Raw genomic sequence first — 12699 nt, 5'->3', positions numbered from 1 at the left:
GTGGCCGCACCTGGGAGAACGATTATCAGTATATGTTCGAAGAAGAGAGGAAACCAAATGACCCGTGTACCCGATCCATCCATCGAGACTCCAACAACTTCGAGTGGAGTTGTCCGTCAGTCTTTTACATTACCAAACACTGAACAGTATCTTCTTCATAGCGCTACACGAGAGCAACCCTATCAAATTTACGTCTTCAAGCCTGCGCAAGAAGCACCACCGGAAGGGTTCCCAGTTATTTATTTGCTGGATGCGAATGCACTTTTTGCCACGATGGTTGAAGCGCTGCGTGTACAATCACGAGTCCCAGAGAAAACTGGCGTCTACCCTGCAGTCGTGGTAGGAATCGGATATCCGACGGATGAGCCGTTCGATTCCTCGCGTTTTTATGACTTTACGATGCCAACGCCTCAAGAAGTGCTGGATGCGCTACCTGTGCGTAACAAGGATGCTGCTCGGCCACAGCTTGGGGGCGCAGATGCCTTCCGAGTCTTTATTGAGCAGGAACTCAAACCACGCATTGAACGCGATTACTTGATTAATACGAGGCAACAAGCGATTTTGGGTCATTCATTGGGTGGACTTTTCGTGCTGCAAACGATGTTCACACAGCCGCAAACGTATCAGACCTATATAGCTGGCAGCCCTTCGATTCACTGGAACAAGGTCATACTGAAGGAACAAGAAGATCAATACTTAGCTAATCTCAGCTCCACAGAGCTAAACCACAAGCTGCTCATGACGACCGCAGAACTAGAGCGGGAGCACCCAAGTAACATGAGTGAGAATGCAAGAGAGCTGTATGAGCGCCTAGCGCTTTTACCAAGAGAGAAGCTTTATGTGGACTATTATGAGTTTGAAGGGGAAGGGCATGTCTCGGTGCTTCCTGCACTGGTCAGCCGTGCTGTTCGCTTTTTGAGAAGGACATAAAATAAGTCCAGCATGGAATTTTCTAAAAAGCTCTATATCTAGCGCTTAGGCGTGAAGAGATATCGGGCTTTTTTGCTTGAAATTTTTTTGAAATGAATTTGCTTCAGAATAGTTTTAAGATGATAATGGGAATCATTATCACTAATAAATGTTAAATCAAGGAAATATAATTGTCAACTACCAATTTTTTAGTGACCCTTTAGGGGGAGGAAATAGGAGGAGCGACGGTTTTGTAAGGGGAAAGTTTTGTATATCTGTCTTATGCGGAGGGGGATCGGCATATCGTCAGATGTAAGTCAATCCTCGTATGGTTTCTCTTCATGTTCGATCAAAGGTCAATAAAAAGAGAAAAATATAGGGTTGCATTGATAATGATTATCATTTACAATGGCGGTGAGTTGTGTAAATTATTACCAAGCCTCTTCGCCAGAATGGAGCAAGAGTCATTTCATGATCATTTTCCTAAAGGAGGAACGATTCATTTATGAAGGGCAATGCGAAATATCTTGAAAGTCAGAGGAGGAGGGAATCTAATGCACGAACGTACCCTCGAAAGATCCCTATTGCTATTACAGAGGCCAGAGGTATTCAGGTAAAAGATGCAGATGGCCGCACTTATTACGATTGCCTTGCAGGAGCAGGAACACTTGCCCTAGGCCACAATCACCCAGTCGTGATCGAGGCGATGAAAGAGGTCTTAACGACAGGTCTGCCGTTACACACCCTGGATTTGACTACGCCGGTTAAAGAGAATTTTGTAGATGAGCTCTTTGATATATTGCCAGCTGAATTTGCGAAAAATGCCCGCATTCAATTTTGCGGACCGACAGGAGCAGATGCCGTAGAAGCAGCGATGAAGTTAGTGAAGACAGCAACGGGAAGAAGCGGAATGATGTCTTTCCATGGGGGATATCATGGGATGACCAGCGGTGCGCTTAGCTTGACGGGGAACCTGGGCCCGAAACGGCAAGTGGGCGGATTGTTGCCAGGTACGCAATTTTTGCCATATCCGTATGATTATCGTTGTCCATTTGGTATTGGTGGAGAGCAAGGCCATCAAATTGGCAGCCGCTATATCGAACATTTGTTAGACGATCCGGAAAGCGGAGTGCTTTCACCAGCAGGGATGATTATGGAGTTAGTGCAAGGGGAGGGCGGTGTTATTCCAGCACCTCATGCATGGGCCAGAGAAATTCGTAGAATGACGAAAGAACGAGAAATCCCTTTAATTATTGACGAAGTGCAGACAGGAATCGGCAGAACGGGCCGGATGTTTGCGTTCGAACATGCGGGCATCATTCCTGATGTGATCGTTATCTCCAAAGCTATAGGTGGGGGTCTGCCGCTGTCGGTCATCGTGTATCGCGAAGAACTGGACAAATGGGAGCCAGGAGCACATGCAGGTACATTCCGTGGCAATCAGTTAGCGATGGCTGCTGGTACGGCAACGCTGCGAATTATTCGGGAAGAGCGGCTAGTTGAACATGCGGCAGTCGTTGGTGAACAGCTCTGCAAGCACTTAGAGCAAACCAAGACGGCTGTGACATGTATCGGTCAAGTCAGAGGCAGAGGCTTAATGATCGGTGCTGAGATTGTGGACACCGAACGGGAAGCTGACCGAATTGGCAGCTATCCGGCTAATCAAGGGCTTGCCCGCGAAATTCAACAGCAATGTCTGAAACGTGGCCTGATTCTTGAACTTGGCGGACGTCATGGCAGCGTTGTTCGCTTCTTGCCGCCGCTCAATGTAACGGAGCAAGAGATTGATCGAATTGCTGAGATTTTCCATGAGGCTGTAATGGCAGCGGATCGTCAGTCGTTAAGCCTTCAGGGGGTGCTCGGTTGAATAGGGATTTCGCATCCGACTTCTTAAACACCACGGTGGAGAGTCAAACGCTCTTCCGTAAGCATATGCAAGCAACAGTCGAGGTGCTCGTTCGTGATTTTGCAGCAGCAGAAAAGCCTTACAGCGGGGCTGCGCCGCAGGATTTGGCAGCGGCTTTTCGCGATCGGCAGGTTTGTCCCGAGCAGGGCGTGAGCATGGAGGAACTGCTTCAATTTATCGGTACGACGGTGGTGAAACATGCGGCAGTTGTGAATCATCCTGCGTGTGTGGCGCACCTTCATTGCCCGCCGCTTCAAGCTTCACTTATGGCGGAGACCATGCTGGCAACGCTGAACCAATCCATGGATTCTTGGGATCAGAGCATGTCGGCAACCATGCTAGAGAAAGAAATGATTGGCTGGCTATGTGAGCTGTTCGGCTATGACAAGGGGATCAGCGATGGGGTATTCACCAGCGGGGGAACGCAGTCTAACTTCATGGGGCTGGGGCTGGCTAGGGATCATTATGCCTATTCAAAATGGAACTGGAACGTGCAACAGTGGGGCTTACCTCCACAGGGGGACCGTCTGCGCATTCTGTGCTCAGAAGCGGCTCATTTTACAGTCAAGCAATCAGCGGCTCTGTTAGGTTTGGGACAACAGGCAGTTATCACAATTCCTGTTGATTCGTTAGGGCGGATGCACGCCCATGTGCTCGAACATACAATCGATCGATTGCATCAAGACGGATTACTTCCCTTTGCCTTGGTGGGGACAGCCGGCACAACAGACTTCGGCAGTATCGATCCGTTGCTTGAGTTAGCGGTTCTTGCTCGCAAACACGACATTTGGTTTCACATTGATGCAGCCTATGGTGGTGCACTTGCCCTAAGCGATAAACACGCAAACCTGCTAGAGGGAATTGCTTTAGCGGATTCGATTACCGTCGATTTCCATAAATTATTTTATCAGTCGATCAGCTGCGGAGCGTTCTTATTGCGAGATTCCGTGCACTATCGCTATCTACGGCTGAACGCCGATTATTTAAATCCACAAGAAGACGATCAGGCAGGGGTACCTAATCTTGTCGGCAAATCCATTCAGACAACGCGTAGGTTTGATGCTTTGAAGCTGTACATGTCACTGCAGCACCTAGGTCGTGAAAAGTTCGCGGCCATGATTGATTACACGCTGGAGCTTGCCTTGCACACAGCGGAACAAATACGGCAAGCAAGAGCACTCGAACTATTGGCGCAACCGACGTTAAATGCCGTCGTTTTCCGCTATCTACCTTCCGGAGAGATCGATTCCTCACAGGTGGATGAGATCAATCACCGTATTCGAGATCGTCTCCTTGCGAGTGGTATTGCCGTTATTGCTCGAACGAAAGTGAAGGAAAAGGCGTGTCTAAAGTTCACGCTGCTCAATCCGTTAACGACACCGCAGGATACGGCTAATATTTTGGCTCATGTCGTTCGCATAGGTATGAAATTAGAACAACAATATGTGATCGAGCAGCATGCTCTGAGGGGAGTTTAATCATGATCCAGGATGGATTACTGGAAAACGTACAAACTTTTGACGAAAAGGGGGGAGACTCGTATCGGACGGCAGCTAGAGCTACGCTACAAAGCTTGCTAAACAGCTTTCTCAGGGAAACTGGACTGGGGGATTGGCGTGAAGTTGAAGGTACATGGGCGTTGGAAGTGCCTTTGGTCAGTCAAGGAGGCAGTATCCTCGTTTCCGTCAAACATAAATCGCTGACAGGAAGACATCTGTTTCAATTCCCCCTGCAGTGGAAGGGAAGCAAGGGGCATGACGGAGATAGGGAAGATGAGCTGGAATTAGCCCGGCGGCTCGTTCATGAATTAGGTCATTTCGTCAAAGTGGATTCGCCGGAACGTATAGAGGATTTGTTACAGCAAATCGAAGAAAGCTGTGCCAGCATTGAGCAGTTTGTCGCTGCCCGTGACGGCGATCGGGACCAGTTATATGGCTTTGATGGCGACTTTATTACAGCCGAGCAATCCTTATTGTTCGGACATTTGCTCCATCCTACACCGAAATGTCGGGACGGGGTTCCAGCCAGCATGCAATCCGTGTTTTCCCCGGAGTTAAAAGGGCAGTTCCAACTGCATTATTTTCGTGCACATCGCAGCATTGTACGTGAGGATTCTGCACTTGAGCATACAACAGCAACGGAATGGATTAAAGCGGATCTCCGTCGCGCAGAAGTTCAGGCACTTTACACAGAGAGTGATGAATATACGTTGATTCCACTGCATCCTTTGCAGGCGGAAGAAGTACTTGGGAAGCCAGCCGTTCAGCAGCTGCTAGAAGCGGGCTTGCTTCAAGATATAGGTCCAATAGGGCGTTATTACTCGGCAACCTCATCGTTCCGCACGATGTATCATCCAGAGTCGCCTTTTATGCCAAAAGGGTCCGTTCCTGTGCGGATTACCAATTCGGTACGAGTCAATCTATTCAAAGAATTGGAACGTGGCGTTGAAGTATCTCGCATGCTGCAAACCAAAGTCGGCGAGGTATCCAAACAATATCCAGCGTTCGCTATTGTGAAGGATCCTGCCTATGTATCGATTGCTTTGGAAGGGCAGGAAGAGTCTGGATTCGAAGTCGTTCTGCGCGAAAATCCGTTTCAAGGGAAGCAAGCTCAGCAAGTGTCACTTGTGGCTTCACTCGTGCAAGATCCGTTGCCTGGCTCTGAATCTCGTCTAAGCACGATTATTCGCCGATTGGCTAAGCAGGAGGCCCGCTCAACGGAAGCGGTAAGTCTGGACTGGTTTCGACTTTATTTGAGTATGTCTCTAAAGCCAATGATCTGGCTGTATGTCACACACGGTATTGCGCTGGAAGCTCATCAGCAGAACAGTGTTGTCCAGCTGAACAATGGATACCCAAGCCGTTATTATTATCGGGACAATCAGGGCTATTATTTCTGTAATTCCATGAAGGAACATTTGAACAAGGAGTTGCCAGGTATTGGCGATAGAAGCCATACGTTTTGCGATGATGCAATTGCCGATGAACGTTTCCGCTATTATGTTATTTTTAACCATCTGTTCGGTCTGATTAATGGTTTTGGTACAGCGGGACTTGCTGATGAACGGGAATTGTTGCGTGAGTTGCGATCTGTGCTTGCGGAGTTCCTTCCGTTGAACAGAGAGCCTTCGATTTTCCTGCAAAGCTTGTTAACGGAAGCTAAGATCCCATGTAAAGCAAATCTGCTCACGCGACTTTACGATATGGATGAGTTAGTCGGTTCTCTCGAAAATCAGTCGGTCTATGTGCTCGTGGACAATCCGCTGGTTCTGGAGGTGTAGCGAAAGTGTCGGGTCATTCCAATCGCAATTTGAAGCAAATTTTTGAAAATCCTTCTCTTGTAGCCTACGAAGATCCCTCGATTGGCAAGACGATTACGTTCCGTCCGGTCGATCTGGAGCGGGATTTGTTGATGCTGCATAGTTGGCAGCAGGAGTCGCATGTCGTTCCGTTCTGGCAACTGAACATATCTTTGGAGGCTTATCAGAGCCACTTGGAGCGTTTCCTGGCCGATCCGCATCAGACGCTATGCATTGGTGAGCTGGATGGAGAGCCGATGAGCTATTTTGAATCCTATTGGGTGAAGTCTGATGTGATTGAACCTTATTATGAGGCAGCTCCGGATGATCAAGGCGTACATCTGCTGATTGGTCCGCCAAGCTATCTCGGGCAGGGTTATGCATTTCCGCTGTTGAAAGCTCTCGTACGTGTGCAGTTTATGCATCCAGGTACCAAGCGAGTCGTGGCTGAGCCAGATATTCGGAATGCGAAGATGCATCATATTTTCGAGAAATGCGGCTTCCGTTTTGGGCAGGAAGTGCAGCTTCCAGATAAAAAGGCTGCGTTGATGCTGTGTGAGCGAGAAGTTTTTGAAGTGATAGATAGAGAAACGAGGGAGATACCTATTGGCTAGGGGAGTTGTTCCAAATCATTCAGAGGAATGGGATGTGCTGGGAGTCGGAGTCGGTCCTTTCAATCTCGGTCTTGCTGCGCTACTAACACGCGTACCCGAGTTGAAGGCTCAATTCTTGGAACGAAAGCCACAGTTCAATTGGCATCCAGGTATGTTGATTGAGGGGACGACCCTGCAAGTTCCTTTCTTCGCGGACTTGGTGACGATGGCCGATCCGACGCATCCGCTCAGCTTTCTCAATTATTTGCATGAGCATGGCAGATTGTATCACTTTTACTTCCTAGAGAAGTTCCAAATTCCTCGTAAGGAATATAACCATTATTGCAAATGGGCGGCGGAACGATTAGCCTCTTGCCGTTTCGGCTACGAAGTGAGCGGAATCCGTTTGGAAGAAGGTGAAGCCAGTTCCCACTTTGTCGTGGAGGCGAAAGAGCTTCAGACCGAGCAAACAAAGACCTATGTTGCCCGTAACTTGGTACTAGGTGTTGGGAGTAGACCACATATTCCGAAACGGTTTCAGCAGGTAAGTGGACCGAATGTTTTTCACTCAGCCGATTATTTAACGAATCGGGAACGATGCCTGAAAGCGCGCTCGATCACGGTCGTGGGTTCTGGACAGAGTGCAGCCGAAGTCGTGCTGGATTTGCTAAGAGCGCAAAGTGACAATGGGTATCGCTTGGATTGGTTTACTCGTTCATCAGGCTTCTTCCCGATGGAGTATTCCAAGCTCGGTCTTGAACATTTTTCTCCAGAATATTCAAAGTATTTCTACGACCTTGATCCCGAACGCAAGGATAGCATCAGGGCTGGGCAAGGCTTGCTGTATAAGGGTATTAGCGCGTACACCATCGCCGATATCTACGATACGCTGTACGAGGCTGGGGTAGGTGGACAGGAAGGGCCAGGTGTTAGGCTGTTGTCCCTAACCGAAGTGGAGGGGCTGCTTCCGACTTCAGATCTTGGGAACGATGGCTACCAACTGCATTGCCGACAATTGCAGCAGGATGCTGCTTTTGAACATACCAGCGAGATCGTCATACTGGCGACGGGCTACGAGCATGCCGAACCGGCCTGCTTAAGTCCATTGGAGCCCTATATTTGTCGAGATGCGAAAGGACGCTTGGACATCGCTGAGAATTATTCACTGAAACTGCGAACCAGCGGGGAGAACCAGATTTTTATTCAAAATGGGGAACTACATACGCATGGTGTAGGCGCACCTGATCTTGGGCTAGGTGCTCATCGGAACAGCGTAATAATTAAGCAGTTGGCTCAGCGTGAGGTTTATCCAATCAGGAGTCGCAATGTGTTTCAACAATTCGGGGTTAACCGATGAAAATACTGAATCCTAAAGCGCCCAGTCGCAGAATGCGAACAGGTATGCAGGCTGCTCTTCTAGGCTGCATGTTCCTAGGACTGTTTACAGAAGTGCTGCTGTCACCTTATTATCCGCAGTTTTTCCACCAGGTTTTTGGAATCGAGGACTACAGTTACACAGGTTTATATTTGTTTGTCTGCCGACTAACAGTCGTTCTCTGCTCGCCGTTGTGGGGGTGGTTGACCCGCAAATGGGAAGCTAAGCGTCTGCTGCTCATCGGTCAGGCAGGAACGGCCTTATCGACAGCGCTGCTGGCGCAAGCGGAGAGTGCGACAGAATTCCTCATTCTGACGATTTGTTTGCTTATTTTTAAAAGCAGCTATATGTTGATTTATCCAATCATTATGGAACTTAGCGACAACGGAGCTCAAGCCGGATCTGCGGCAAAGTTTCATGCCGTTCATCATACAGCGGTTCTGATCGCTGCCTTGGTGGGTGCTCATATGCTTCAGATGGAACATCCATTAACGTTGTTTTATGGGGCAGCAGCTGCGGATGTGATTCAATTGTGCGTTTGTGTTGTGGTTCTTTGGGGATGGAATAGTAATGCAAAGAAGGAAGATCGACGTGATGCTGGTGGTTCAAAAGGGTTGTTACGCAACTTGCTCCATGATCGAACGATTGTGATGCTGGGGCTGCTGTTTCTTACTTTAACGATCGCGAATCAAGTGGTCAGACCCTTTTTTACCCCTTATGTGGAAAAGGACTTTGGCTTATCGATAGAACTAGCGGGTATGTTGTTTCTTCTCCCTCACGTCTGTGCACTCATTCTATTGCCGTTTCTTCGTAGTTTAGCTAAACCAGGGAGACTGCCTGTCGCGTATATGGTTGGCGTGGTAGCCATGGCTATCGGTTTGATCACGCAAGGGATGACGGAGAGTATAGGTGGATTGATCGCAGGACGTATCCTGTACGGGATGTTTCTAGCCATCACGATGGCCGTACTTGATGTCATCTTGTTCCAAAGGGAACAAGGAGAAGGAGCATCAGCGGCAATAGCTTTCAGTGTCATGGTATCTTTTCAGACCGCAGGCGAGTTATTATCTCCGCTGATTTCATCCTTTTTATCGATCCAAGTTGGCTTGTATGCGCCGCTATTGGCAGCTGCCTTGCTATGTCTGGTGAATGGCTTGCTGTTTAAATGGTCCAATATCTATAGCACACCGAAGGAGGCAACCACATGGGGAGTACATGGCAGCAAGACCTCATAGCACTTGAAGCTCTGAAATCCGAGAGCTACATACAAGTGCGTAGAAGAATTTTTCGACAATTGGTGGAATCGGTCATTTATGAAGGCATTGTTGTACCACGTTCAGAACCAGTTGGAGACGCTATGCGATTCGATCTGCAGGGTCAGGATGCCGATGGTCGGAATGTGGTTTATAGGTGCCTAGGACAACGAAAGCTCACATTTGGTCGCATTCGTTTACAGGAAAATGCTCCGCTTCTGCGGCTTGGGAGCGATGGAGAAGCAGAGGCGTTCTCGCTTCGCTTATTTATTCAGGAAGTGCTCAATGTGCCGGGGACAGATGGGAATAAGCTAAGCTCGTTCACAGATGAGCTGGAGCACACGCTTCTCAAGGATACGATGGCGCAGTATGTCCGGATGCTGGGAGATACGGATTTGCATCAACTGAGCGGCGAAGAGCTGGAATCGGCTGTCATGGATGGACATCGCTATCACCCTAGCTATAAGTCACGCATCGGGTTTGACTATGGGGATCATCTCATGTATGGCCCTGAATTTGCCCAAGATGTGAAACCTTTATGGCTGGCAGTAAGCAAAGCGGAGAGCCGAATCGCTGTATTGCCTGATCTTACATTTGACGGCCTGCTGCGTGAAGAATTGGGACATGAGGTTTTAGAGTCGTTTCGTGAATTGCTGCAGAGTGAAGGTTGGGAGCCAGAGGCATATGCGTTCGTACCCGTGCATCCCTGGCAGTGGCGCCGAATTATTGCACCTGCTTATGCAGAGGAGTTTAACAAGGAGCGCATGATGCTTTTGTCGCCTTCGAAGGATGAGTATCGCGCGCAGCAGTCTATTCGAACGCTTTCTAACCGAACAGCACCACAGAAAACCTATGTCAAACTTTCCATGAATTTATTAAATACATCAAGTTCCCGGCAATTGCTCCCGCACTATACGGTCACGGCACCAGTCTTATCAGCTTGGCTGCAGACTTTGGTCGACGAAGACCCTTATTTAAAGAATGAAGCTAAGCTTATCTTACTGCGGGAAATTGCTGCTCTTTCGTATGATCCGCAAGGGAGTACGCCATCCCCATTGTACGCAGCTATCGGCTGCATTTGGCGAGAAAGCTTGCACGGTTATTTACGAGGCGGAGAGGAAACGGTTCCTTTCTATGCACTTTGTACGTTGGAACGCGATGGGACTCCTTACATCGAGCCATGGCTGCAGACCTATGGGATTGAGACGTGGGTTAACCGCCTTCTTGAGCGGTGTATCTTGCCTGTTCTCCATCTGGCTGCTGTTCATGGCGTGGCGACAGAATCACATGCGCAAAATATGGTGATGGTGCATCGAGACGGCTTGCCTGAACGATTAGCATTAAAGGATTTCCACGAGGATGTTCTGTATAATCGATCCTTCCTGAGCAGACCCGATTTGTGTCCGGATTTAACACAAGTTCATGAACGGTACGTGCTGAAGGAGGAAAGGGCGAACTTCGAAGTAGAGGATATAGCGCCGTTGCGTTACTTGACACTTGGTGCGTTATTCTTTGTGAATCTTGGAGAGCTAGCGATGATGCTGCACGATCGTTACGGCTTTGAAGAGGGGCAATTCTGGCAAATGACGGCTGCCTGCATTCATCGCCATATTGAACGAGATGCACGTTGGAAAGAACGCTTTGGCACGTTGGATTTATTTGCCCCGACAACGCGTGTCGAGCAATTGACGCATAAGCGGCTGGCTTTACAAACCAAAGGGTTGTCGCATGAAGTGCCAAATCCATTGTCTGCCTTCCTTCCTAATTCGTACCGCACAAACAGAGAGGGGATTCGTCTTTGAATAAGAAATTGTTTGCTTATAATCAAACGTATTTCGGCCGGGATGATCTAGAAGCTCGCTGGAGAGCATGGAGTCTTTTGCAGTACACAAGGGAAGCATGGAAATCCGGGAAACGGCTTGCTGTATGCATTTCAAATGCTGCTGAGCTGGTTCCACTTGTGCTCTATCTGAAGGAGCTAGGGGTATCTGCACTGCTGCTGCACGGAGAGACACCGCTCGAAACGGCAAAGACGCTTAGCCAAGAAGCCGGTTGCATCGGACTTGTGTACCAATCTGTGGATAGCGGGTACTTGCCGATAGCTGGAAGTGAATCTGATATCACCTCCTCACAGGAGCCTTCCATCTGTATGTTTAGTTCAGGCACGACAGGCAAACCGAAGTTAATCAGCAGAAGCTGGCCGTCTATTGAGGCAGAAATTACTGCCTATAATGCAGCAATTGGTTTGGATAGTTCGATTACGCCAATCGTGATTTCCCCCGTGAGTCATTCTTACGGCCTTATCAGTGGTGTGCTTGCCGCTATGGCGCGTCAAGTCGTACCTCATGTTGCCGCTTATACGAACCCTAAGTTAACGCTCGCTCTTTTGCGGGATACACCAAAGCATATTGTCTATGGCGTCCCTATGACGCTGCATGTTCTGACCTCTTTTCCGTCAGACATTCGGTTCTATCAGTTCATGAGTTCTGGTGCACCGATGCCGCAAGGATTAATAGATAAATTGGCCCCGATGGCGACTGGTGGTTTACTTCAACAGTACGGCTGCTCGGAAGCGGGATGTATCAGTATAAATCGTTCTCTTCGTAACAGCGCTTATATAGGCAAGTTGTTAGGGCACATTCAGTTGGTTGAGGCAGGTGCATCATCTGATGAGCCACGAGAGTTAATCATCTCTGTGGAGAATCAGGTCATCCGTACGGGTGATCTTGCTTATCAAGATCAAGGGGCTTTACACCTTTTAGCCAGAGCGGATGATGTCATAAATGTATCGGGTTTAAAAGTGTATCCCCTTGAAGTGGAGAACGTAATCTCCCAGATGCCAGGTATTAGCGAGTGTGTCGTTTACCGAGGTAGTCACCCCGTGATGGGGGAGATTGCGTGCTGCATGGTCGTGGCAGATCCTGAGATAACGTCGGAGATGATCCGTGAGTGGTGTATACAGAAATTGCCTCCTTATAAAGTGCCATCCAAAGTAGCCTGTGTGACGAAGCTTCCACGAACTGCAACAGGGAAAATTAGTCGTAAATTGCTGGAGGAGGCTGAATTAAGCTAATGACAAGGGAACAACGCATTGAAAAATTGCATGCCATTATGGCAACCAAGTTGCTTTTAGCGCAGCTGCCTGTCCTAGAAGAATCACACCGATTGAACGAGGATCTTCGTATCGATTCTGTCATGATGATGCAGCTGCTAGTCTGGATTGAGGTTGAATTTGGCCTCAGCATTCCAGAGGAAGAAGTCGATCCACGAGTGTTTGACACGGTAGGGACGCTGCTTGATTTTATGGATAGGTTGACTCCAGTCAGTGTAGCAGAGGAACTACGGAAGTGAAGGAAGGGGGCACG

Annotated in this window: 10 protein-coding genes; all 10 read left to right on the top strand. The window is 48.6% G+C overall.

The window, feature by feature from the left end:
* Positions 1 to 57 precede the first annotated feature (57 nt).
* The 10 genes from AC58QT_RS25480 to asbD all read left to right on the top strand — a co-directional run bounded on the left by AC58QT_RS25480 (position 58) and on the right by asbD (position 12685).
* Positions 58 to 930 carry an alpha/beta hydrolase gene (locus tag AC58QT_RS25480; RefSeq protein ID WP_497411449.1) on the top strand — a complete coding sequence of 291 codons (873 nt, stop codon included), beginning with the start codon at positions 58 to 60 and terminating at the stop codon, positions 928 to 930.
* Between the two features lie 484 nt (positions 931 to 1414).
* Complete coding sequence (locus tag AC58QT_RS25475; RefSeq protein WP_497411448.1) at positions 1415 to 2776, top strand: aspartate aminotransferase family protein; 1362 nt, start codon at positions 1415 to 1417, stop codon at positions 2774 to 2776.
* Positions 2773 to 4293, top strand: a complete 1521-nt coding sequence (locus tag AC58QT_RS25470) for a pyridoxal phosphate-dependent decarboxylase family protein (protein ID WP_497411447.1) — start codon at positions 2773 to 2775, stop codon at positions 4291 to 4293. The genes AC58QT_RS25475 and AC58QT_RS25470 overlap by 4 nt, the downstream gene beginning before the upstream one ends.
* A 2-nt stretch (positions 4294 to 4295) precedes the next feature.
* A complete protein-coding gene (locus tag AC58QT_RS25465; RefSeq protein WP_497411446.1) occupies positions 4296 to 6095 on the top strand; it encodes an IucA/IucC family protein in 1800 nt (599 codons plus the stop codon).
* A gap of 80 nt (positions 6096 to 6175) precedes the next feature.
* Positions 6176 to 6727 (top strand): GNAT family N-acetyltransferase, encoded by a 552-nt coding sequence (locus AC58QT_RS25460; RefSeq protein WP_497411483.1) that lies wholly within the window; start codon positions 6176 to 6178, stop codon positions 6725 to 6727.
* Positions 6720 to 8063, top strand: a complete 1344-nt coding sequence (locus tag AC58QT_RS25455; protein ID WP_497411445.1) for a lysine N(6)-hydroxylase/L-ornithine N(5)-oxygenase family protein — start codon at positions 6720 to 6722, stop codon at positions 8061 to 8063. Before AC58QT_RS25460 ends, AC58QT_RS25455 begins: the two co-directional genes overlap by 8 nt.
* On the top strand, positions 8060 to 9316 hold the full coding sequence (locus AC58QT_RS25450) for an MFS transporter (protein WP_497411444.1): 1257 nt from the start codon (positions 8060 to 8062) through the stop codon (positions 9314 to 9316). Before AC58QT_RS25455 ends, AC58QT_RS25450 begins: the two co-directional genes overlap by 4 nt.
* Positions 9286 to 11136, top strand: a complete 1851-nt coding sequence (locus tag AC58QT_RS25445) for an IucA/IucC family protein (protein ID WP_497411443.1) — start codon at positions 9286 to 9288, stop codon at positions 11134 to 11136. Before AC58QT_RS25450 ends, AC58QT_RS25445 begins: the two co-directional genes overlap by 31 nt.
* Entirely contained in the window at positions 11133 to 12407 is a 1275-nt protein-coding gene (locus tag AC58QT_RS25440; protein WP_497411442.1) for an AMP-binding enzyme, read from the top strand. Before AC58QT_RS25445 ends, AC58QT_RS25440 begins: the two co-directional genes overlap by 4 nt.
* Positions 12407 to 12685, top strand: coding sequence for a petrobactin biosynthesis protein AsbD (gene asbD, locus AC58QT_RS25435; RefSeq protein WP_497411441.1), 279 nt, complete (start codon positions 12407 to 12409; stop codon positions 12683 to 12685). Before AC58QT_RS25440 ends, asbD begins: the two co-directional genes overlap by 1 nt.
* Positions 12686 to 12699 lie beyond the last annotated feature (14 nt).

The organism is Paenibacillus sp. J31R109, from assembly GCF_059692055.1.
Note: the sequence above shows the minus strand (reverse complement) of the source record. Positions and strands in the feature narration are given on the sequence as shown.

Coding starts and splice junctions, on each gene's coding strand:
- AC58QT_RS25480 (WP_497411449.1), top strand. CDS start 58: ATGACCCGTGTACCCGATCCATCCATCGAGACTCCAACAACTTCGAGT.
- AC58QT_RS25475 (WP_497411448.1), top strand. CDS start 1,415: ATGAAGGGCAATGCGAAATATCTTGAAAGTCAGAGGAGGAGGGAATCT.
- AC58QT_RS25465 (WP_497411446.1), top strand. CDS start 4,296: ATGATCCAGGATGGATTACTGGAAAACGTACAAACTTTTGACGAAAAG.
- AC58QT_RS25450 (WP_497411444.1), top strand. CDS start 8,060: ATGAAAATACTGAATCCTAAAGCGCCCAGTCGCAGAATGCGAACAGGT.
- AC58QT_RS25445 (WP_497411443.1), top strand. CDS start 9,286: ATGGGGAGTACATGGCAGCAAGACCTCATAGCACTTGAAGCTCTGAAA.
- asbD (WP_497411441.1), top strand. CDS start 12,407: ATGACAAGGGAACAACGCATTGAAAAATTGCATGCCATTATGGCAACC.